Consider the following 22,267-nt stretch of genomic DNA (forward strand, 5'->3'; position numbering starts at 1 on the left):
TTCTTAATTCCTAATTTTTAATTGTTGTGTCCGGACTGTATATCCATATTCCGTTTTGTAAGCAGGCCTGCTCGTACTGCGATTTTTATTTTGTAACCCGGACCTCGGAGCGGGAGCACTTTGTGGATCAGCTTATCCGGGAGATTCAAGATTACGAGGGAACTGCCTATACCTCCGAATCTGTGGAAACAATTTATTTTGGCGGCGGGACGCCTTCCTTGCTTGAGCCGAAACAGGTAGAGCGCATCCTGCATGAAATCTGTCGTATCTTTCCGCTGGATTTGGATGAAATAACATTCGAGGTCAATCCGGACGATGTAACCAAGGAATTTTTGCAGGCTTTGAAGTCCATAGGTATCACGCGACTTAGTATGGGCGTGCAGACCTTTCAGCCCGAATTGTTGGAGAAGATGAATCGGGCTCATTCCAGAGATGAAGCACTCCAATGTCTGGAGGTGTTGCAGCAATCGCGCTTCAATTCCTTTACTGTAGATCTGATTTATGGAAATCCGGGGCAGACGCTGGATCAGCTCAACAGTGATATTGAGTTGTTGCTGGAGTTTGATCCACCGCATATTTCGGCTTACTCACTAACGGTAGAGCCCGATACCCGGCTGGGCAGGCAAGTAGAGCTGGGTCGCATAGTAGCTCCGGAAGATGATGCCGTAGCTCAACATTTTGATTTGGTTTACAACAAATTGAAAGAGCACGGCATCCAGCGGTATGAAGTGAGTAATTATAGCAAACCGGGATGCGAAGCAGTGCATAATAGCAACTACTGGAAACATTACAACTATTTGGGATTGGGGCCGGGCGCCCATTCATTCTGGTGGGAAGAGAAGGTCGAGCGATGGGAGCAGAAACGAGACTTGCGGGCATATTTGCGTGGTGAAGATATCCAAACTAATCGTGAAATACTTACCAGAGAACAGCTGGCCGAAGAACGGCTGATGATGGGACTGAGGACCCGTGAGGGCGTAGGCGTAAAAGAGCTTGAACGGCGATATGATTATAGCCTGAATGACCGACAAAAAAGGTATTTAGAGGATCGACAGGCAGAGCAAAAAATGCTGTTTGATGAACGGATCAAGTTAACCGATGAGGGAATAAAAATTGCGGATGCCATTATTCTTGACTTGGTAACACTTTATTGATTGAATATGTGCAGTAAATAGCTCAACTTTATCATTGATGGTGAACAGTCATTAATGGTGAGGTCTATGTATAAGAGTTTTGAAGCATTTATGGAGAGGATTGTTGATTATGCTGGTCTTTTTCCACCGGCCGACCTTTCACTTGAAAGTGCCTTGATAAATTATGAAACCTACCGGCGAAGCAGTGACGTCTGGATGCTCTCTCGGTTTATTATACCTGTCTCAAAGCTTCAAGAACTATCACCTTATGGGGAATCCCTGTTTACAGAAAAAAAGCCCTGGGATTTTTCAGTATTGGGAAAACGTACGGAAACTCTTTCCGAATTTTCGGCCTATCTTGATGAAACAGTAGCAGCTATGGAGCAGTTGCACACCGTTTATCCCGGATCTGTGACGACAGATATGTTTGAGATAGCCTTGCCTCGTGAAGTGGTGTTTGCCAATGATCAATCGCTTGTAGCTGAAGCCTGTCGAATAACAGAAAAACATTTTGGGGATGATTCCACGTTGCCTGGAAGCGTCTTTTTTGAAGCCTATTTTGAGGAAAGTTGGCAGAAAGATATAAGTGAAATTCTGAAAGGTATTGAGGTGCATAATAATCAACCGGATGAAGAGAATGGCATACATGCTGGGTTTAAATTACGCTGTGGAGGGGTCGAAAAGCGGGCCTTCCCGTCCATCGAGCAAATAGCTTTTGTGATCCGGCAGGCAAAGGAGTACAATGTAGCACTCAAAGCAACAGCCGGACTCCATCACCCGGTGCGGCATTACGCCGAGGAGGTACAAACTAAAATGCACGGCTTTTTTAATGTGTTTGGTGGCGCCATGTTAAATGCAAAGTTTGGGTTATCCCAGAAAAATTTAGAGCAAATTTTACGCGATGAAGATGCTGAACATTTTGAATTTACCGATGTTGGATTCAAATGGCAGGAATGGTCCTTATCAGTAGAAGAGATAACAAAATTACGCAATGAGGTCATCACTACCTTTGGTAGCTGTAGCTTTGACGACCCTCGAGAAGATCTTAAAAAGCTGCAATGGATGTAGTTTCGAAATCAATAGTGAATACAGTATGCACAGAATTTCTAATACTCAAACCTAATTCTGAAGATGCTTCCTACAAACGACCCTCAGCTAACGTCTTTCATTGAAATACAGGATCAATCCCACTTTCCCATTCAAAATCTGCCGTACGGGGTAGCACAGCCTGTCGATGGAGGCCCTTCATTCATATGCACAGCCATCGGTGAGTTTGTCGTTAACTTGGCTGAATTAGAGAATCGGGGCTTTTTTGACGGGCCGGAGCTGCAGGAGGTAACCGTTTTTCAGGAGCAACGCCTGAATTCTTTTGTGGCGCTGGGACCTGCCGCCTGGACCGAAGCTCGTTCAAAAATTAGTCATCTACTTCGTTCTGATACCGCTACACTGCGCGATAACCATGAGCTCCGCGAGGAGGTTCTTATACCAATGAGGGAAGTGACGATGAAGCTTCCGGTGGATGTCGGGGATTACACTGATTTTTATTCCTCTGAACAGCATGCAACCAATGTGGGGAGTATGTTTCGAGATCCTGAGAATGCCCTGAAGCCCAACTGGAAACACTTGCCGGTAGGTTACCATGGCCGAGCCAGTTCTATTGTGGTAAGTGGTACAGATATCCACCGGCCACAGGGACAAATTTTACCACCGGATAGCGACGATACACCGGTTTTTGGGGCTTCAAAATTATGCGATTTCGAGCTGGAAATGGGCTTCCTGACCGGGCCTGGAAACGAGATCGGCCAGCCTATTCCGATAGAGCAGGCCCAAGAGCATATCTTTGGGATGGTGCTGGTCAACGATTGGAGTGCACGCGATATTCAAAAGTGGGAATATCAACCGCTGGGGCCTTTCCTGGCCAAAAACTGGGCGACGTCTATTTCTCCCTGGATTGTTACGCTGGATGCCTTGGAGCCTTTTCGCATAGCAGGGCCTCGGCAAAATCCGGAGCCGTTGCCATACCTTCAGTCCAGGGGAAAGTGGACTTTTGATATTGACCTGGAAGTTCATTTACAAGCACCCGATATGGCTGAATCCCATCAAATATGTAAATCCAATGCAAAAAATTTGTATTGGAATATCTGCCAACAGCTGGCGCATCAGACCATAACAGGTTGCAATGTTCGCCCCGGTGATTTATATGCTTCCGGAACGATTAGTGGAAGTGACCCTGATTCGTATGGAAGTATGCTGGAACTGAGCTGGAAAGGAGAGAAGCCGCTGAAATTTCCCAATGGGGAAGAGCGTACGTTCTTGCAGGATGGAGATCGTATAACCATGACAGCTTATGCCGATACAGAAGATTACCGTATTGGCTTTGGAGAAGTAACCGGTAAGATACTTCCAGCCAGAGATATAGCTATGAGCTAAGGTTTCGTACGAAATACGTACTAAGTAATACATTTTTTATTATAGGAAATGCTTATCTATTTTTCGTTTTCCATTTTTACGTCTCACCTCTATTGCCTCACTTTATCAGCGTCATTTTCTTAACAATCACCTTCTGATCAGAAATGAGCTGGTAGAAATATATCCCGGAAGCCAGGTTGCTGGCATTAAAAGATTCTTCATAAGGTCCGGCCGTAAGCTCCTCATCAATTAACGTTCGCACGAGCCGGCCGCTGGTATCATAAATTTTAAACTGGATATGTGAAGCCTTATCAAGGATAAACCGAATGGTGGTAGATTCGCGAAAAGGGTTCGGATAGTTCTGGTAAACGGTAAAGCTATCGTAATTTAAGTTTCCCAACTGTAGCGTTGCTTCCTCAGTAGTACGTTGAGTCTGGTCATTTGCAAAGACAAGTCCCATATTAGTTATGTCGGACCAGTTCCAGCTGGTTTCGAGCGTGCGGCTTTGCTGAGGTGTGTCAATGATCGTTTTGGAATCAACAGATCCGTCATTGAAGAAGGCGATGATTCCAATGGTAGAGGAGGAAGTTTGTGAAGAAGAGGCAAATTCAACTCCTACTGTTCCCGAGCTCTCCGGCGGAGGGGCAATGGTATAATAAGTCGCGGAAAAATTTTCAAGAGGTTGGGGATTGGTTGGATAGGGCTTCTTCATATCATCCGAATAAAAGGAATCGCTTGATTTACTCTGAGCGCTGGGATAATGGTCGCGCTCCTCAAAGCCAAAGTCATTGGCCGAGCGCAAAGGTCCGGAAGCGTAGTGCCACAGCTGAGATGAAATATACGCTTCCTCAAAGGCTTCCCGGCCACCCAGTTGTTGGCTGAGCGCCTCCACCATCGTGATAGAAGGATCCTTTCTGATAATTTCCCAAACGTCAGGCCAGAACTCCGGACCATATCGTTCCTGAAAAAAAAGGGCCCAGCTCACATGATAATAGGAGCCCGGATAAAAAGAAGTGCCAGGGGCGCTAAAGATGGATGCCGGGTCGGCCAGGTAATTGTAATAGTCATTCACTTCATCATAAACCACTTCTTCCATGAGCGTGGCGTCCATTTCGGCCCACAGGTCGGTTTCACCACTCCAACCGGTTGCGGCAAACTGGATGGCATGTTTCAACTCATGTGCTACAGTCACTTTTATGGCCCCGATGGCATCCCCCTCGGGATCTTCATTGGAAGGGAAACCCTCAGCAAAATCGTTTTCGATTTGAATATAGGTGGTATTTGAATTAGCAGGAGCAATCGTTTGGCCATAGATAGACTCCAGGTTGATAATTTCAATACGGTAGGGCTGTTCGTTAATGAGGGGATCAGAATAGCCAAGGGTCTGAACCTGATGGCGGTAGGATGAATCGGCTGCTGCGGCCACTTCTTCCACATAATCAGGAATATCATCATTGTCAGCGTCGACAGAAGGAACTTTGTTCGGCCCCGTAGCTTCATAATCGATACGAAATGCTCCGGATGGAGACTCGTAGCTTTCGGAAGCGTTAACTCGGGGAGCTGTGGTCATTGATTCAACCTGCTGGATAGTTGCAGCAGAAAGTTTCGACCGGTTTTGGTAAAAGTCTTTGAAAGCGGGGGTCCCACATTTATAGGGTTGAGCGTTCTCCCCTTCCCGGTACAGAGTGGGTAGCTTCTGCGGATGGCGAATGGCATTAAACTGGTAGACGATTTTTTGATCAAGTGAAAGCTTGCCTTCTTTGTAGGCCTGATCAATTTTGGCATACTGGGCTTGTGCAACAATAGGCAAACAAATGCCGAGAAGTAAGGCTATTGATAGACGCCTGGAGCCAAAACGCATTAAAGTATGGTTTTTGAGTTCATTTCTTCCCAAAATACCCTTAATTTTAGGATCTGCAAACAGTTACTATATTGGTAAAAAATTAGACAACATCTGATGTACGAAGTTATACTCTATTACAAATTCACTGCTATTGAAGATCCGGAACGCTTTTGTGAGGAGCATAAGCAGTTCTGTAAAGAATCAGGCATCAAAGGACGAATTTATATCGGTGAGGAAGGCATCAACGGTACATTGGGCGGCAGCCCCGAGCAGGTGGCAAGCTATAAAGAGTATTTAAGAAGTCTCCCGGGCTTTGAAGAAACTGAGTTCAAAACAAGCGAAAGCGATTACGTCCCTTTTGCCAAACTTAAGTGTAAAACCCGCGAAGAGCTGGTTGCATTGCATATGGATGGCGTGGATCCTGAAGATGGAGGCAAATATCTTGATCCTGCCGAATGGCGAGCTGTTATGGAATCGGATGAAGATTATGTAATGATTGATGTTCGTAATGACTACGAGTCTAAGATTGGCCATTTTGAGGGTGCGATAACACCAGAAGTAGAGAATTTTTATAACTTTCCAGAGTGGCTGGATGAATTTGAACAGAAAGTGGATAAAGATAAGAAGGTACTTATGTACTGTACCGGGGGCATCCGCTGCGAGAAGTTTTCAGTACTGATGAAAGAAAAAGGCTGGCATGATGTCAACCAGCTGCATGGAGGCATCCAAAAATATGCCGCGGAAGAGGGGGGAGAGCACTATAAAGGGAAGTGCTTTGTATTTGATGATCGGCTGGTAGTACCGGTAAATGAGGATGATATGAAGCCAATCTCCAAGTGTGAGATTACCGGGAAGCCGGCCGATACCTACATCAACTGTGCAAATATGGAGTGCAATAAGCTGTTTGTCTGCTCAGAAGAAGGCGCCCGAAAAATGGAGGGCTGCTGCAGCGAAGAGTGCCTCGAAAGTGATTATAAACGTCCCTTTGACCCGGAAAATGCGTTTCGCCCTTTCCGCAAGTGGTATCATTATTTTGATGAGGAGTTCAAGGAGCGAGAGATGGAGAGCAAAGAAAAGTAGATGGATTAGAACGTTTTTATCCATTAAATGCTCATCTTTTATTCTTTTACCGGCTGTTTTAAGCGTCCGCGCTTATCACGATAATTAAAATATGACGCGTAGTGCGGTTGGAATTGGAAGAGTTTATCAAGCTATTTGGGTTTTATGAGCATTGCTTTGGAGACCCCATCTTATTCTTCCCCTCCAAGCAGAGGAGGAGACAGCCTGGTTAGTAGTCAAAGTAGAAGATAAAAAGGTTCCTCTTCCTACTGGTAGGGAGAGGCCAGGAGTGGGTCAAAAGGAGTATAGTCAATGGGTGCGTATGTTAACTGGTCTTTTATTTCAATCAATGTTAACCACTCCACACGATAACAGGTGTTATCTTTTCATTCTTCAAAAAAAGCTTTGGTAATAGAAGTAAAATGGGTCGGGCGGTCCAGGAAGGCGTAATGACCGGCATGATCGATAACCACCAGGGCTGCGTTTTGTATCCCTTCTTCCATACGTTCAGCCTGGTAAAGCGGGGCCGCCTGGTCGTTACGTCCCCACAGCAGTAGCACATCGTGTGGGATGTTGGGCAGGCATGGCTCGAGGTATTCAGTGACCGTCTTAACGAATGTCTGCCGCATAACGCCGCTTAACTTACTATAATCGCTGGAGCCTAATGCTTTCCAGAGGCTCGTTTGGCGGAGCTTGGTCAATGCTTTTTCTCTGAGCCTGGAAGGGAGAATCACAAAAGGCGCCTTGAGTATTTTAGCAGTATATTTTTTCAGATAATAGGTAGCACTTCTTTTGGGCTTCATTCCCGCACCACCTGTTATCAAGACCTTGCCGATAAGTTGTTGGCCGGCCGGACGTGCACAAAGTTTAAGTGCAATACGTCCTCCAAAAGAATGAACCAAGAGATCAGCTTTATCCAGTTTTTTATCTGCGATGAACTGCTGGATAAGGTCGGCATAGTCATCAACAGCCCAGGCCTGTTCTGGTTCAGGAGAGTTACCAAAGCCGGGTAAATCCAAAATGTAGCAAGTGCGTAGTGTGGCCAGCTGTTTAGCCAAGGGTACCATTACTTGGCCACTGCTGCCCCAACCATGCAGGATAAGCAGGGGAGGTCCGGCACCCATTTTTTGGTATGAAACGGGTCGGTTTTTGTACAAGTATTTCTGTCCATTTTGCATATCTGGTGGCAAACATCTGATTATTTTTGGCCCTAAACAAGAAAAAATGTAAGGATTTGCCCGAATTTCGATCTTACCTATAGATAGGCAGTCATTTTGATTATAAATGAGAGTTTCTTGTTCCACTGCCAAGACGGTATAAAATAACTGTAGAGAGAACAATCCTAATAAAATTAAAGGATTATGAAGAGGCGAATTTTCTTTTTCCTTGAAAGGTTGAAGGTTACCCCGGCCGAACGAAAAGCCATTTCTACTTTAATGGTACTATTAATACTGTTGGCCATCTGTAATTTGGCGCTGAAACCCTCCAATCCATTGCAGGATGAACAGTATGCGGAGCTAAAACAACGGTTCCAGGAACGCACGGCCAAACTCCAGGCTGAAAAAGCAGCCCGGATGGAGCGGTACTTTCCTCCGGAGCGCAAAGCGGCATCAATGATGGCTATAGCGGATACTATTGAGGCAGATACCACGGATGAAAAGTCGGATTCCGAGACCAAAGAAACGACGACCAAAGCTGATAAATCACGTATAAACGTCAATAAGGCCGATCGGGAGACCCTGAAAACGCTGCCGGGCATCGGCCCCGCTTACTCTAAGCGAATAATTGAGTACCGGCAAAAAAATGGTGGGTTTAAGACCATTGAGGAGCTTAAAAAAATAAAGGGAATTGGCGAAAAGCGACTGGAAAAATTGAAACCATTTGTCAAACTTAAGGATCCACAATAATTAACCTGGAGCCGAATGGCAAAGCGTATTCTTTGGGCCGATGATGAGATCGATCAGCTGAAGCCTCATATTATTTTTCTTGAAAATAAAGGATTTGAAGTGACACCCGTCACCAACGGGGGCGATGCCGTTACCCTGATCCGTGATGAGCCTTTTGATATTGTCTTCTTGGATGAGCAGATGCCCGGGATGGACGGCCTGGCAACGCTGAATAAAATTAAACGGCTTCCCTCGCCGCCCCCGGTGGTCATGATTACCAAAAGTGAAGAGGAGTCGATCATGGAAGATGCGATTGGCGGTAAGATATCCGACTACCTTATTAAGCCGGTCAATCCTAACCAGATTTTGCTGACAACCAAGCGAATCCTGGAGCGCCACCGCATTCGCAGCGAGAAGTTTGCCCAGTCGTATCTGCGCAGCTTCAATAAAATTGCGGACCGTATCCGGGATAATACCGGCTGGGAGGAATGGATCGATATCTACAAGCAACTCATCCAGTGGGATATTGACCTCGAAAGCGGTGACGAATCGCTTCGACAGGTGTTGGATGACCAGTACCAGGAAGCAAATAAGATGTTTGGCCGTTTCGTAACCGATAACTATCAGTCGTGGTTGGGCAAGTCCACGCCGCAACGACCGGCTTTATCGACTGATATTGTCAATGAGTACGTGCTGCCCCATTTAAGAAATGATCAGAAGACGCTGTTTCTGGTGATCGATTGCATGCGTTATGATCAATGGCTGGTGTTTCAAAATTTATTGAGTGATGCGTACAGCATCGATACGGATTTCTATTACTCTATCTTGCCGACGGCAACACCCTATTCACGAAATGCAATCTTTTCGGGGCTGTTTCCGCTCGAGATAGAGGATATTTATCCGGATTTATGGCACCAGGGAGAAGATGAACGATCCCTTAACCAGTTTGAGGAAGAGTTGCTAAAAAAACAGATGGGCCGTAAGGGGGTTGGTCAAAAGGTAAAATATGAAAAAGTGCTTAATGCGAAGGATGGCCATAAGGTTATGGATAATATCCATAACTACCTGCAGACACCGCTTAGCACCTTTGTGTATAACTTTGTAGATACGCTGGTGCACTCGCGATCCGATTCGGATGTACTCAAAGAAATTGCTCCGGATGTGCCGGCCTTTCGCAGCCTGACCAAAACATGGTTCCAGCATTCTTCCCTATACGATATCTTCAATACCTTGGCCGAAGAAGAGGTTGTCATTGTTGTTACCAGCGACCACGGATCGGTTCGTGCCCTGCGCGATACCAAAGTATATGGGGATCGGGATACCTCAACCAGCCTTCGCTACAAATATGGACGCAACCTGACAGCCAACGAAGATACGACTTTATTAATCGATCGTCCGGCGGACTATAAGCTACCGAGTCCCCGCCATTCCAATAATTATATCATTGCCAAAGAGGACTATTACTTTGTTTATCCAACGGATTACCACCGCTATCAAAATCGATACCGGGATACGTTCTTGCACGGCGGGGCAAGTATGGAGGAGATGATCCTGCCGATTTCAACCCTTCGCCCTAAACGCATGTTATAGTTATCAGCGCAATGACTATTTTTCATAAACGAGGATGTTGACGGTATGATGAGCGATGAACGCATAACTCGATCACCGGCAGAGACTATAGCCTTTGGACAGGAGATAGCTGATGAGCTTGAGGCTGGGGGCATCCTCTGCCTGGAGGGCGATTTGGGAGCCGGCAAGACGCACCTGGTGAAAGGTATTGCCAAAGGGTTAGATATCGATCCCAATAGCGTGCAATCCCCAACCTATACCTTGATTAATGAATACCGGGGACGATTACCACTCTATCATTTTGATTGCTACCGGATGGAGTCGCCGCAGGAGGCCCTGGAAATTGGAGCTGAAGAATATTTCTATGGAGCCGGCGTTTGCGTTATCGAATGGCCGGAGCGCATTGCCCCGTTAATCCCGCCCGAGGCGCTGTGGATAACCATCACTGCAACCGGGAAAGAGGTGCGAAAATTTGTCATTGGTAAAAAGAGATCGTAATACTGTATATTCAAGCGTTATGGCAACGAAGAAAAGACTTTCATATCGACTGGATCGACTGCCGGTTATCTATCCTTTTAACCGGCGCGCGGATAATAATATCCAGCTGGGTGATTTGGTGTACTATGGTCCCAGCCCGGAGTATTACGGTATCGGTGAGGTGGTTCGTTGCCTTGATGGCCACTGTATTGTTGATTTCCGCGGCACCGGTATCCTGAATATCGAGAAAGACGCACTGGCCATGAAATATCTCATTCCCATCCACAAGCTCAACCTGGGGCACATCCTCAAGAGTACCTGATATATTTTATATGTTCCTTTAGAAACACACCGGGGCAAGACGGCGGTTATCCGTTTTAGTTGGATTTCTTGATTTATTTTCGGCAGGCCATGCTTTTAATATTTAGGGTTCATTTTGGCTTGATCCAAAACGAACCAAAAAATAAAGGCAATGAATTTCTTGGCGGCGCTCGGTTGTATCAACGCTGGACAATTTCAATGGTCCATTCCATTCTGAGACTTTAACCACCGATTGAGCCGGTGTGAATTTGTGCGGACGCGCTGCTACCATCTCGCTTTATCCCGCCAATAAATTCGAGGCCGGTGTTTTCGACTAATAAGTATTGCTTGACTTCTTGTCGTCTTTCATGATCCCTCGGGACAGAGTCTCTTTGATTAATTTATTTTTTGTCTTTTCTAAAAAAATCCAACTTTTTTGTAACGGTCGGGGGGGTAACCACTCTTGTTTGTGCTCAACAATAATAGTACAAAGGCTGGTGTTAATTATAGACCTAACCTAATGGTTGCTAAAACTATGGCTCATGAAGTTATTCATGCAGAGATGTACAGAAAAATGATGGCCATTGCTAAAGATCCCAATTTTGATAACTTCACGAGGCAAGAGTTAACGGATCTCCTTTCAAACGATGATTATCCAGGTATCTATTATTATTATAGGAAATACGTAAAAGGTTGGCAGCACCAGCAAATGGCTAATCACTATCGAGAAACCATTGCTGATATCATTCAGAGATTTGATCGATTCCAGCATTCTCGTCAGTTTTATATGGATCTTGCCTGGGAAGGTCTCATGTATGATGACATCGATGCCTGGGCTAATAAGTCTAATGCTGAAAAGGCGAGGATTGAAAATGTTGTTTTAAACTATATAGAAAAATAACAAATATGAAGGGTGCCAAGAATGAAACAGTATTTATTTCTTATTCTTTTTTTGATTTTGGTAACTGCCTTTTGTCAGGCACAACAAGTGCCTAAAGATACAGTCTATATATCCTTTGATGAAACCAGTTCAGAAACTTGTCTAATAGATTCTGGAATGGAAAAAGATCGACAAAAGACAAATAAATTTAGAAAAATAGATACACGTAATGATCTAATATTTTTTCATATATGTAATGAACTATTTGTATTCAACAAAAAGCTATATAGTCCTGATACTACTTCAACTGGTTCTATACCTTCACAGAAAATTGCCGATATTGAGGATATGAATAAGTTATATAACAGCTTACAACCCCGAGAGTTTAAGCATCACGTATTCGACACTGTATTTATTTTGGAGCAAATTGCTAAAAACAAAGTCGTAAAATACGATGTTACATGGAATGATGAAGCATTGGGTATCATTGAATGATTTATCCCGAGTTATACTGACCGGGGTTTCTATTTTTCTTTTTTTGATTTTGTTACCGGCTGTTTGTTTAGCTCAACAAGTCCTTCTGGATACGGTCTATATCTTTTTTGATACCTCCAGTACTGAAACCTGTACTGTAGATGTAGAAGGAAAAGGTTATCAGGAAGTAAGTAAATTTAGAAAAGAAGACATCGAGAACTACAAAATATTCGATATTTGTAGTGAAGAATTTGTGTTTGTCAAAAACAAAGCCTCTAAGGATACACTTGTGCTTAGAAAAAGATCTGACATACAGTTCCAGGATATTGGCTTTCTTACTGAGGCTTATAAAAATGCAAAACCCAAAAAGTTCAAACATAATATTTTTGACCAAATATATATCGTAGAAAAAATATCGAAGGACAAGTATATCAGATATAGCGTTGGATGGGTTGATGAAAGTATAGGATGAATTGAATAATTAAGTGATGGGTCTACTAAATGGTAAGGAACATTTAATCATTGTATTTCTGATATTTCTTTCTTGTACTCGAGGTAACTCTGATAAGCCCGATGGTTCTTATCAAGAAATGGTATTGGAGAAGGTGATCAATGAACCTTCAATTCAATCATCACCTAAGGTAAGGGATACGCTATATCTACTGGAAAATGATAACATCCAATGGGCGCCTGGAACCACATTGAACGTTGCTCAACAAACAATAAAAGTAGTTCCCCAACTATCCGACCGTCAAAAAGTGCTTGAGTTTAATAAATTCAATACGACCGACAGCACTATTTCTATTGATCTCTCACTTTTTAGTCGAACTAACATCTATTTGGCAAAATACGAGATTTTAGACGATTCTATTAAAGAACAGCATCAAGAGATGATGTTTATAAAGCAAGGGCCGCCGACAGATAAGATGATGCAATCTATTTTAAATAATTCTCTTCTGAGTAAATACCTGCACCCAGCATTAGAAAGCAGAAGCCCTTTGTATCTTTTGAATAATCAGTACGTTCATGAAGATCTGAAAATATCTTACGCCGGGCATGAACTAATTATTGTTGATGATACTTCGGGGACCAATGGTCATTATTTAGAAACAACCTATTTGGTGCCTTTTAACCGAAAGGCCGACTTTGCTATCTATTACAAGATTGAAGATATATCGGTCAAAGGGACCCTGAAGGAATTCTATGACAAATGGAAAGTCGTCGATTCGAGCATTATTCCCGGCCGTTATAACTGGCCCTATTAGATATACATGATTTGGGTTTTATTTATTTGTAATTCAAGTTGTTTTAGGACTAATTGCTAAAACAACCGTGAAATTCGATGGTAAATAGTATGGATAAGCAATGGGTATGATTGGAGAACTTAAATTATTCGATAATGAAAAAGATATTGGGCCTTGGACTATTTCTATTATTAGTAAGCTTTTTGTTTATATATGATAGCTTTCGAGGCCAGGAACGCATTGCCAGTATGCTGGATATCAAAATGTCTCCGGCTTCTCTAAGGGTTGTTGATTGTGAGTCGCCCTTCGCTACCGATGTACTGGTTACCTGCGCAATTGAAGTAGATTCTGTGGATTTTACTATGCTTTTAGAGGGCTATAGCTATAAAAAGCGGGCAATATCAGCTTCGAGCTATTCAGTGGTTGGACCAAATATAGGTAAAGAGTTTGAAGTGACAGAAGAATTTTCCGTTGAACCTGATAATAGGAAATTTAAAAATGGAGGACGAGTTCAAATTTTTACAGACAAACAGAAAAAACGAGCCATCATCGATTATTATATTGAGTGATTATTCCCGTAAGAGTTTAAAGGGCTTATTAAGCATTAGAAACATCTACAATGAAAAAGTATAACTTTATAAACGAGAACGAACAGATTATTATCCTGGATAATGATCGGTACATTCGCATTAAGACATATCGCACTGATGGAGATTCTCTTCTGTCGTTATCTGACAGGGAATTTATAAGCATACTAATGCGTCAACCGCTATATAACCATCTCCTCGTTGGCCCGATTGGATATGACAAAGAAGATAACACTATTCAGGGATCTGGCCAGCATGGGCCATACGCGCTTTCATCTCTTTCTCCGGATTTATATAAGCGAATTACCAAAGAAGAGTTCCTGAAACGGCTGCAAGAACACTATGATGATCCCGACTATCTCATAAATGGAGAAAATCAGGTTCCGGATACAACCGTGCAGAAAGCCGATAAGTTTTTATCTAACATTTTTCAGCGGTCATGTAATATTTTGAGCCTGGAGTTACGGCCGTATACCAATGAGGAGCATAAAAAACATTACGGAGAAACCCCCTTACACCATGTCTTTTATGAATATATTTTTATTGAGGAGGATATATTCCATTTTTTTATTTTCGGTGAGGATTAATGAAATAGATTATATTCTTGCAACCTATTTTTCCATAAACTCCGTCTCTTCCCATAAGTCTCCATCTCGGTCACGCCCCGATAGCCACAAAATAATGCTCACCGCCAGCCCGGGGTAAAAAGGCTCGATACCCAGGAAGGTATAATCATACTCAGCTGTATTGGTGAGGGTACCGAGAATAAGCAAGCCCAGTGAGATACCAATGCTGATGAGCATTGTTTGGAGGACCAGCAGGCCGAGATTTAAAGCATTTTTCTACTGTTAAGCAGGGGATACTTGAGTCAAAAAATAATGGTAACTTGTGCTTGTCTCTTGGAGATTGTTAATACACTACACTATGTTTAAAAAAAACACACTAATCACTGTTTTTACAATTCTAATTATAGGTGGAGGCTATCTAATATTCAGATATTATTTTTTAGGTAATCCCAGACTAATATTAGAAAACGTTGGAACTACTGATATTCAAAATATTGAAGTAGCTGTATCCGGCAACTCATATCTGATTGAAAAAATAACTAAGGGTAAGCGAAAAACTGTTCGTATTGATCCCCTTACTGATTCTGATATTAAACTCATAATGAAAAGCGGAAATGATACTTTAACTATACCCATATATCTCGATAGGGCAAGTACAGGTGGGTATATTCAAGCTAAAATTACCTCGGACAGTCTTATTGATTTTAAATACAAAAGAGGATTTCTATAACTAAGAGGCGGTTTTGGGTAATGATTTCTTTCCTAAACGCTGTCACTGAAAAGTAGAATTTTCTGGCTACATTACCGAAGTGTAGGCCTCTGATTTCGATAATGGAAGGGTGTCGTTATCTTATTATAAGGCTTTGGCTTGGGAAGGTATTTGGGAATACAGTGACTTGTGGGGTGATTTATCCCAGATAGAACGAAATGCTGTGGGGCAAACCTACCAGGATGTCAAAGGAGGTATACAATATCTTTGAAAGTGGCGGAGTGAAAAATCGAGAGATATTTCGACGGTATAAAGTAGGTGGTTATAAAATATGACTTTCTCACGTATGAGATTTAAGATTTTTTAGTCTTTTCCTCTATAAACGCTGTCCTTTCCAATATATCTCCACCACGCTTCCGGCCCAAAACCCATAAAATAACACTCGCCGCCAGCCCGGGGTAAAAAGGCTCGATACCCAGGAAGGTATAATCATATTCAGTTGTATTAGTGAGGGTACCGAGAATAAGCCAAGCCAGTGATATACCGATGCTGATGAGCATGGTTGGGAGGACCCAGCTTCTTTTGAGCGTAAAAAGCCGCAGGTAGATGCCAAGCACCGGGATGAGCAGGCCGGGGATCATCACCGAGCCGATGACATACCAGAGATCGATCACACTGGGATAGATAATGATCAGCAGGATACCCAAAATAGCGGCAATGAGGGTGCTGATGCGCGTCAACGTGTTGTTTTTTGCAGTGGGCAGATGTTTAGCAAGCAGGTCGCGCCCCAGCGTTTGTCCTGAGAGAAAAAGGTAGCTGTCCAGGGTGGACATAATCGTTGCCAGCAAGGCCACGAAAAAGAGTCCCTTAAAGCCGATGGGTAGAATTTCATTAGCAAGGTAGGGATAGGCCATGATGGGTTCGGCGAGGTCGGGACCTAAAATAGCCCAGGCATAGAGACCGCTGAACATCGTTAACAGGTCAAAGGCCGACCAGAGGAAGATGGAAATAAAGATACCACGCTTGGCGGTTTTTGGACTTTTTGCCGCTGCGGCGCGCTGGTGGAAGCTGGGATCAACGAAGGTCCAGAGGGCAATGAAGAACCACACCAGGATGTACTGGAGGTTATGTCCACCCGTAATGTCACGGTAGGGGGCAGGGATGGCATCCCATAATTCAGTGGGTCCTCCGAATTGGGCCCCGGCAAACAGAAGGAGCAAGATAAATCCACCGAACATGAGGATAACCTGTAGCATATCCGTATGAATTACGGCGCTGAATCCTCCAAAGGTTACGTAAGCTACGGAAAAGAGGGCCACCGCGCTGGCATACCAGAGAAAATGGCCCGTTCCCCCGGTTAGGTATTGAAAAATGAGTCCCAGCATGAGAATGTAGGGCGCGGGACTGACGAGGATAAAGATTGGCAGGGCTGAACATTGACCGGCCTTATCGCCATAAACATTAGCTATGGCTTCGGGCAGGGAAAGGGCCTTGTTCATCCGTATTTTACCGGCCAGCAGCCATGCAAAAAGAGCCGAGAAAACATAAAAGGGAAATCCGAACAGCAGCCATTGCGAGATTCCAAACTGGTAGCTGTATTCGCCAATGCCCAAAATGCCGCCATACCAGGTGGATACCAGGGTTGCCACAAAAGCCGGGAGCGTCATCTTTCGTCCGGATAGCAGGAAAGATTCTTCGTCTGCATGTTCCCATTCGCGCTGCCAGGTCAGGTAGACCAAAAAGCCAAAGTAGGATAACATGATCCCCCAATCGATAAGGGTAAAGCTGAGCTCGGACACTGGCGTTGGGTTTTATTAAAAAGATCTAAGATATTTTTAAAATTACTGCTTTCAAAAAGATCTGATGCTGGAATGAAGAATTCTTGCTACCGGGAGTGAAACTTCCTCAGAGCTCAATCTGTGTTGAGGAAAAGCCCGGCTCCCGTTTATTAAGCATCAGCGACAAAAAGCAGCAAATCGCCTTGGCGGTATGTTATCTGCACGGGATTGTCTATTACTTCGTTGGAAGAGCCGTCGCGGACACCGTTTTCAAGGGCTTCATCCCGCAGGGGATATTTGAGCCCCGAAGTAGTAATGCCTGTTACTTTACCGGAGAGGGGAAATAATGAGATTTGTGAACCCACCGCTATTTTTTGATCAAAAACGGAGGGCAGAAGCTGAATGGTCCCAAAATTATCAATCATATAAAGCTTATTAAATTGCTCATTAAACTGCTTTAATACTGACAGGTTTTTCAGGGTATGGTCCAGTCGTTGTCCCGTCGCACCTAGGATATAGACATTAGCTGCTCCCTTTTCATAAGCTAGTGATAGCGCTTTCTCAAGATCATTGGTTTCTTGGTCCGCTTGTTGAATAACTTTGAAAGGATGACTTTGGTCGGTTCTGAAACTATCCAGGTCCCCAATGACAACATCCGGACGGATATCCATGTCGAGGGCGATATTTCCCCCACCGTCAGCGGCTATAAGGAAGCCGGCTGAGCTTATATATTTTTGCAACAGTTGTTTTGAGGGCGGTTCACCGTTGCACAATATGATGAGTTCTTTCATAGGTAATGTAAACGGATATTTACAGCTAAAAGCAATTTAGACTCTATGATACGGTAAAATTGACTAAGATTTTACCCTTAAAAAAATATTGCTTTCTTCGAAGCTATGTACCATTTTAATAAGCTTATTTTTCGCGGTCTAATCCGTTATTATGTTTGAAGAACTTGTCCAAAAGTTAAAGCAGTATCGTACGGTAGGCGTTTATTCGCATATACGTCCCGATGGAGACTGCATTGGTGCGCAAGTGGCAACCTGCTTGTGGCTGGAGAAGAATGGCATCAAGGCTTATGCTTTTAATGATGATCCCGTTCCGCTCAACCTTCAATGGCTGTCGGATTTTTTCCCCATCCAAGAGCCGAATGAGAAGCTTCTCAAAAAATGCGAGGCTTTTGTAGTGCTGGATGGCAATTCTCCCAAGCGATTTGGCAGCTATTCAGATTATATTCAGGATGATCCCAAACCGACCTACATGGTAGATCATCACCCCGACCCGCACGACGGATTTGACTTTAGCATTTCGGTAGAGAAGGCGTCTTCAACTTGTGAGCTCATTTTTCATCTCTTTTTGCAGAATGATGTTACACAAGTGGATGAGAAAGTCGCCAAAGCTCTGTATACCGGTATTTTAACAGATACAGGCTCGTTGCAGTACGACAGCGTGACGCCAGAGACGATGAATATAGCTTCAGAGCTGTTGCGTCTGGGCAAAATTCGTCCCAATGAAGTTGCTGAGAAGGTCTTTTCCAATAAGAGTTTAAACCAGCTACACTTGCTCAGCCGTGCTACCAGTACTATTGAGCTATTTGAGGACAATCAAATTGCCATTATGTACGTTACCGAAGAAATGCTCGAGGAAACCAACACCACCAATGATGATACGGAGGGCTTTGTGGCCTATCCGCTGAGTGTGCGCGGCATTAAAGCAGCGGTCTTATTCAAAGCCCTTGGCGATGGCGTTAAAATGAGCCTCCGTTCCAAAAGTGATGACGTTGATGTCAATAAATGGGCTCGTGAAATTGGCGGTGGCGGCCATAAAAAAGCCTCTGGTGCCTGGCATCCGGGTCCGCTGGAAGAAACGATCAAAGAAGTGGTGGAAATTGGTTCCAAGCAGTTGGTGAGCATTGATAAGTCGTAATATCAATCACCTTACAGATGATGAAGTTCTCCGTTTACTTTGTTGCTATCCTATTATTATCACAGCTCTGTATAGGCTGTAACGATGTTTCTCCCCAAGAAGACCAAACTGTTGATAAGAATCAAAAGGTAACAAGAGCAACCGGACGCAACCTTTCTTCTTTAGCAGCACAAGCCCCCACCCAGGGTCAGTCAACGGCATTGGAACAAGAGACATCTTCGTCGGACGAAGAAGGAGGTGCCAGCACCCAGATTAACAATAGCCGGAAAACAGCCATTACCGAGGCCGTAGAAAATGTGAGCCCTGCCGTAGTAAGTATCACCGTTACAGAAGTTGTTCAGGGCAGACGCAGAGTTGGATTTGACCAGTTCTATAATCGATTTTTTTCGGCTCCGATGGAACGGGAAGTCAGCAGCATGGGGTCCGGATTTATCATCAGTGAAGATGGCTTGGTCGTGACCAACCAGCATGTGGCGGGAGAGAACGCCAAGAAAGTGGTAATCTCATTATCAGAAGGCGCTGAGTATGAGGCTCAAGTACTCGGATCTGATGAATTAGCAGATCTTACTTTGTTAAAAATAGATGCTGATCGCACATTCCCTACGGTTGAGTTTGGAAATTCGGATAGCGTCATTGTGGGAGAGTGGTCCTTGGCGGTAGGCAATCCTTTTGGTCTTTTTGAAACAGCCGAGCCCTCAGTTACCGTAGGCGTTGTCAGTGCTATAAATCGTGATTTTCGGCCCAATCCCAACGAGCCGCGTGTCTATGTGGATATGATCCAAACCGATGCCGCCATTAACCGGGGGAATTCCGGTGGACCGTTGGTGGACAGTGAGGGGAAAGTCATCGGAGTCAATACCTTTATTTTTACCGGTGGAACCAGCCATGGCTTTGTAGGACTTGGATTCGCGATTCCCAGCAATCGGGTCCAGAAGATTATCCGCCAATTGGCTTCCTCCGGGGAGGTAGAATTATCTTTTGATCCCGGTTTGGAAACCAGGGAAATGACCTATCAAATGGTAGCACAATATGATTTGCCGGCTATACCCGGACTGTTGGTTCAAAGTGTTAACCGTGATGGTCCCGCCTATGAGGCCGGGATTTTACCCGGGGATATTATCCTGAAAATAGGTAATGAGCGAGTACAGAGCCAGATGCATGCCCGTGCTTTGTTGCGGGAATTTGAGGAAGGTGACTCTATGCGTGTAGAATTGCTCCGGAAAAATGAACGCTACGAAACGAAAATGATGCTGCGCAAGAAAGTGAAGGAGTGATAATAGAGACCGGAAGTTTAAGCCTTAATTCTCTCCTAAAAAAGATTCTACCCTCTGTTGATGCTCATCGCTTTCCCAAAATTGGGCAAAGGAATCTAATTCGGCTTCAATAGCCTTCCAGCGGCTTTTCGTGAACTGTAGGGCTCCTTCTTTGAGATTCTTAATAAAGGCACGATCCGTTCGGGTAAGGTCTTGTGCCCAATTCTGGGTGTCCGCTTCAAGCTGGCCGGGGTTGCTAACACGATCGATGAGGCCCTCGCTTAGGGCTTCTTCCGTGTCCACCGTAGCAGCTTCACCAAGCCACCGCAGGGCGGTAGAGCGACCCACACGTTCTACCAGCCGGGTAAGGCCACCCCAGCCCGGGGGCAGATAAAATTTGCTTTGGGTAAATCCAAAAGTAGCATCAGAAGTCGCAATTCTGAAGTCGAACGCAAGCATCATTTCCCACCCACCACCATAGGCTGCTCCATTAATACTGGCTATCGTCCAGCAAGGCAGTTTCTCGATTCGAGCTAAGATGCTGAGCATGCGCTTGGCCATCCTTTCCGCTTCCTGTTCAGTTTTTAGAGAATGAAACTCTCGCAGATCTCCACCGGATATAAATGTTTGCCGTCCACAGCCCGTTAAAATGAGGGCACGGGTCTCTTCATTTGTTTCAAGTTTTTCTAAAAGAGTCTCCAGTTCGGCCATAATGTCAAAATTTATGGCATTATGCACAGGGGGACGGTTGACAGTGGCTAGGCAAATATTATTTTTAAATTCGACTTTTAGGATACTCACTGTTAAATTGGGGCTTATTTAAACTCAGGAAACAGCTATGGCACAAAAGAACTTATATGTATCTCGTTAATAAAGAAAAGATTAATCGATCTCTTTCGGCTAAAATAGTAGATGCCCGAGTTGCACAGATTTTTAATTCTTTTGAAGATGTGTTGGTTACCTCCTCCTTCGGCACAACTTCAGTCGTTTTGTTACACCTGGTAAGCCGTATTAAGCCAGATTGGCCGATTTACTTTATTGATACCGGATATCATTTTGAAGAAACGCTCTCCTATAAAAGACGGTTGACACGCCTGTTAGACCTGAATGTCATCGATCTTCATCCGGATTCTTCCAGTCATGAAGCCACTGAAAAAGAGCAGCTGTGGATTAAAGATTCCGATAAATGTTGCAAGATTAATAAACTAGCCCCTATAGAACAGATCAAAAAGAAGCACAAAGTATGGATGTCTGGGTTGATCGGATTTCAAAACCGGCATCGGAGTACCCTCAAAATTATCGATGAAAAGGATGAAATACTTAAGTTTTATCCGCTCATTGACTGGAATAGTTCTTTGGTCGAAGAATATATCACCAGCCATAGTCTCCCACAGCATCCACTCAAAGAGCAGGGATACCATTCGGTGGGCTGTACGCATTGCACCGTTCCCGGAGTTGGCCGAGAGGGGCGATGGAATAATCAGGTGAAGACAGAATGTGGGTTACACCAGCGCTAAATATTAGGGTTGTTCGATTTCGTAATTAACCTGCTGGTTTTTTGTGTTATTGATGAGCCAATGCTGGTACTGTTCGTTTCCTTCCTGTTCGGTAAGTTGCAGTGAAATAACGCAGGGGCAATCGTAGCTGTGCAATTCTTTAACTCTGCCCGTCAATTCTTTTACGTTGTGATAGGGTGTTTTGGCAATAAGGATGGTTTCCTGTTCTTCTACAATTTCCCCCTCCCATCGGTAAATAGCCTCCATGCCATCTATAATATTTACACAGGCTGCCAGTTTTTCTTCTACCAGCTTCCGTCCGATAGATTTTGCTTCCTGTTTATTACTTGTGGTGATGTAAACAAGGCGAAGATTCAGAAACATGATAGCGAAGGCTTTAACTTTGCATTATTGGAACGCTTAAAAGCTACAAAATTCCTGAAATGTCTCATAGTAAGATTTTTCACGGGACAACCGTTATAAGTGTTGAAGATTGGGCAAAAAAGCCGTAGTTTTCGTGGCTCTGAAACCCCCGTAAATCCGGTGGAGGAGGATAGTAGCATACCTGCGAGAGTGGCGGAATTGGTAGACGCGCTAGATTTAGGATCTAGTGCCTTTTAGGCGTGGGGGTTCGAGTCCCCCCTCTCGTACATAGTTAAAATAATAGTGAAGGCGAAT

The 22,267-nt window shown here is 44.1% G+C and carries 25 protein-coding genes and 1 tRNA gene; 19 read left to right on the forward strand and 7 right to left on the reverse strand.

Annotation, left to right across the window (positions count from 1 at the left end; all coding sequences use genetic code 11):
- The first annotated feature begins 26 nt into the window (after positions 1-26).
- The 3 genes from hemW (at position 27) to fahA (ending at position 3,563) form a co-directional block, all read left to right on the forward strand.
- Positions 27-1,154 carry a radical SAM family heme chaperone HemW gene (hemW, locus tag J6I44_RS08850; protein ID WP_265765720.1) on the forward strand — a complete coding sequence of 376 codons (1,128 nt, stop codon included), beginning with the start codon at positions 27-29 and terminating at the stop codon, positions 1,152-1,154.
- A gap of 66 nt (positions 1,155-1,220) precedes the next feature.
- Positions 1,221-2,201 (forward strand): hypothetical protein, encoded by a 981-nt coding sequence (locus J6I44_RS08855; protein WP_265765721.1) that lies wholly within the window; start codon positions 1,221-1,223, stop codon positions 2,199-2,201.
- 63 nt (positions 2,202-2,264) lie between these two features.
- Entirely contained in the window at positions 2,265-3,563 is a 1,299-nt protein-coding gene (gene fahA / locus J6I44_RS08860; protein WP_265765722.1) for a fumarylacetoacetase, read from the forward strand.
- A gap of 97 nt (positions 3,564-3,660) precedes the next feature.
- Here the strand turns inward: fahA and J6I44_RS08865 are convergent, their stop codons facing one another.
- The gene (locus J6I44_RS08865; RefSeq protein WP_265765723.1) at positions 3,661-5,436 is read right to left on the reverse strand and encodes a T9SS type A sorting domain-containing protein; all 1,776 of its coding nucleotides are present in this window, start codon (positions 5,434-5,436) and stop codon (positions 3,661-3,663) included.
- Positions 5,437-5,499: 63 nt separating this feature from the next.
- On the opposite strand from J6I44_RS08865, the gene trhO reads away from it, so the two are divergent.
- Complete coding sequence (gene trhO / locus J6I44_RS08870; RefSeq protein WP_265765724.1) at positions 5,500-6,465, forward strand: oxygen-dependent tRNA uridine(34) hydroxylase TrhO; 966 nt, start codon at positions 5,500-5,502, stop codon at positions 6,463-6,465.
- A gap of 365 nt (positions 6,466-6,830) precedes the next feature.
- Here the strand turns inward: trhO and J6I44_RS08875 are convergent, their stop codons facing one another.
- A complete protein-coding gene (locus J6I44_RS08875) occupies positions 6,831-7,634 on the reverse strand; it encodes an alpha/beta fold hydrolase (RefSeq protein WP_265765725.1) in 804 nt (267 codons plus the stop codon).
- A gap of 171 nt (positions 7,635-7,805) precedes the next feature.
- Between J6I44_RS08875 and J6I44_RS08880 the strand changes: the two genes are divergently transcribed.
- The 10 genes from J6I44_RS08880 to J6I44_RS08925 all read left to right on the forward strand — a co-directional run bounded on the left by J6I44_RS08880 (position 7,806) and on the right by J6I44_RS08925 (position 14,448).
- A complete protein-coding gene (locus J6I44_RS08880; RefSeq protein ID WP_265765726.1) occupies positions 7,806-8,351 on the forward strand; it encodes a ComEA family DNA-binding protein in 546 nt (181 codons plus the stop codon).
- A 15-nt stretch (positions 8,352-8,366) separates the two neighbouring features.
- Complete coding sequence (gene porX / locus J6I44_RS08885; RefSeq protein WP_265765727.1) at positions 8,367-9,920, forward strand: T9SS response regulator signal transducer PorX; 1,554 nt, start codon at positions 8,367-8,369, stop codon at positions 9,918-9,920.
- A 45-nt stretch (positions 9,921-9,965) separates the two neighbouring features.
- On the forward strand, positions 9,966-10,397 hold the full coding sequence (tsaE, locus tag J6I44_RS08890) for a tRNA (adenosine(37)-N6)-threonylcarbamoyltransferase complex ATPase subunit type 1 TsaE (RefSeq protein ID WP_265765728.1): 432 nt from the start codon (positions 9,966-9,968) through the stop codon (positions 10,395-10,397).
- Positions 10,398-10,416: 19 nt separating this feature from the next.
- Entirely contained in the window at positions 10,417-10,698 is a 282-nt protein-coding gene (locus J6I44_RS08895) for a hypothetical protein (protein WP_265765729.1), read from the forward strand.
- Between the two features lie 447 nt (positions 10,699-11,145).
- Positions 11,146-11,577: a hypothetical protein gene (locus J6I44_RS08900; protein WP_265765730.1), complete on the forward strand. Its 432-nt coding sequence runs from the start codon at positions 11,146-11,148 to the stop codon at positions 11,575-11,577.
- A gap of 21 nt (positions 11,578-11,598) precedes the next feature.
- Entirely contained in the window at positions 11,599-12,051 is a 453-nt protein-coding gene (locus J6I44_RS08905; RefSeq protein ID WP_265765731.1) for a hypothetical protein, read from the forward strand.
- The gene (locus J6I44_RS08910) at positions 12,044-12,502 is read left to right on the forward strand and encodes a hypothetical protein (protein ID WP_265765732.1); all 459 of its coding nucleotides are present in this window, start codon (positions 12,044-12,046) and stop codon (positions 12,500-12,502) included. The genes J6I44_RS08905 and J6I44_RS08910 overlap by 8 nt, the downstream gene beginning before the upstream one ends.
- 16 nt (positions 12,503-12,518) lie before the next feature.
- Entirely contained in the window at positions 12,519-13,295 is a 777-nt protein-coding gene (locus J6I44_RS08915) for a hypothetical protein (RefSeq protein WP_265765733.1), read from the forward strand.
- Positions 13,296-13,429: 134 nt separating this feature from the next.
- Positions 13,430-13,843, forward strand: a complete 414-nt coding sequence (locus J6I44_RS08920) for a hypothetical protein (RefSeq protein ID WP_265765734.1) — start codon at positions 13,430-13,432, stop codon at positions 13,841-13,843.
- Positions 13,844-13,893: 50 nt separating this feature from the next.
- Complete coding sequence (locus J6I44_RS08925) at positions 13,894-14,448, forward strand: hypothetical protein (protein WP_265765735.1); 555 nt, start codon at positions 13,894-13,896, stop codon at positions 14,446-14,448.
- Positions 14,449-14,472: 24 nt separating this feature from the next.
- On the opposite strand, the gene J6I44_RS08930 is transcribed toward J6I44_RS08925, so the two are convergent.
- On the reverse strand, positions 14,473-14,664 hold the full coding sequence (locus tag J6I44_RS08930; RefSeq protein WP_265765736.1) for a hypothetical protein: 192 nt from the start codon (positions 14,662-14,664) through the stop codon (positions 14,473-14,475).
- Positions 14,665-14,785: 121 nt separating this feature from the next.
- On the opposite strand from J6I44_RS08930, the gene J6I44_RS08935 reads away from it, so the two are divergent.
- The gene (locus tag J6I44_RS08935) at positions 14,786-15,157 is read left to right on the forward strand and encodes a hypothetical protein (RefSeq protein ID WP_265765737.1); all 372 of its coding nucleotides are present in this window, start codon (positions 14,786-14,788) and stop codon (positions 15,155-15,157) included.
- A 332-nt stretch (positions 15,158-15,489) separates the two neighbouring features.
- Here J6I44_RS08935 and J6I44_RS08940 read toward each other — a convergent pair whose 3' ends face one another.
- Both J6I44_RS08940 and J6I44_RS08945 read right to left on the reverse strand, forming a co-directional pair.
- Positions 15,490-16,935, reverse strand: a complete 1,446-nt coding sequence (locus J6I44_RS08940) for a sodium:solute symporter family protein (protein WP_265765738.1) — start codon at positions 16,933-16,935, stop codon at positions 15,490-15,492.
- A 149-nt stretch (positions 16,936-17,084) separates the two neighbouring features.
- Positions 17,085-17,705, reverse strand: a complete 621-nt coding sequence (locus J6I44_RS08945; RefSeq protein ID WP_265765739.1) for a thiamine diphosphokinase — start codon at positions 17,703-17,705, stop codon at positions 17,085-17,087.
- Positions 17,706-17,856: 151 nt separating this feature from the next.
- Here J6I44_RS08945 and J6I44_RS08950 point away from each other — a divergent pair, with 151 nt between their 5' ends.
- Together J6I44_RS08950 and J6I44_RS08955 are read left to right on the forward strand one after the other, a co-directional pair.
- Positions 17,857-18,840 (forward strand): DHH family phosphoesterase, encoded by a 984-nt coding sequence (locus J6I44_RS08950; protein WP_265765740.1) that lies wholly within the window; start codon positions 17,857-17,859, stop codon positions 18,838-18,840.
- Positions 18,841-18,857: 17 nt separating this feature from the next.
- A complete protein-coding gene (locus J6I44_RS08955) occupies positions 18,858-20,114 on the forward strand; it encodes a S1C family serine protease (RefSeq protein WP_265765741.1) in 1,257 nt (418 codons plus the stop codon).
- Positions 20,115-20,138: 24 nt separating this feature from the next.
- Here the strand turns inward: J6I44_RS08955 and J6I44_RS08960 are convergent, their stop codons facing one another.
- The gene (locus J6I44_RS08960) at positions 20,139-20,894 is read right to left on the reverse strand and encodes an enoyl-CoA hydratase/isomerase family protein (protein ID WP_265765742.1); all 756 of its coding nucleotides are present in this window, start codon (positions 20,892-20,894) and stop codon (positions 20,139-20,141) included.
- 56 nt (positions 20,895-20,950) lie between these two features.
- Here J6I44_RS08960 and J6I44_RS08965 point away from each other — a divergent pair, with 56 nt between their 5' ends.
- Positions 20,951-21,610, forward strand: a complete 660-nt coding sequence (locus tag J6I44_RS08965) for a phosphoadenylyl-sulfate reductase (RefSeq protein WP_265765743.1) — start codon at positions 20,951-20,953, stop codon at positions 21,608-21,610.
- A gap of 3 nt (positions 21,611-21,613) precedes the next feature.
- On the opposite strand, the gene cutA is transcribed toward J6I44_RS08965, so the two are convergent.
- Positions 21,614-21,967, reverse strand: a complete 354-nt coding sequence (gene cutA, locus J6I44_RS08970) for a divalent-cation tolerance protein CutA (protein ID WP_350356688.1) — start codon at positions 21,965-21,967, stop codon at positions 21,614-21,616.
- A gap of 189 nt (positions 21,968-22,156) precedes the next feature.
- Here cutA and J6I44_RS08975 point away from each other — a divergent pair.
- Positions 22,157-22,239: transfer RNA gene (locus tag J6I44_RS08975), tRNA-Leu, on the forward strand.
- Positions 22,240-22,267 lie beyond the last annotated feature (28 nt).

The sequence above is a fragment of the Fodinibius salsisoli genome, assembly GCF_026229185.1.
GTDB lineage: Bacteria > Bacteroidota > Rhodothermia > Balneolales > Balneolaceae > Fodinibius > Fodinibius salsisoli.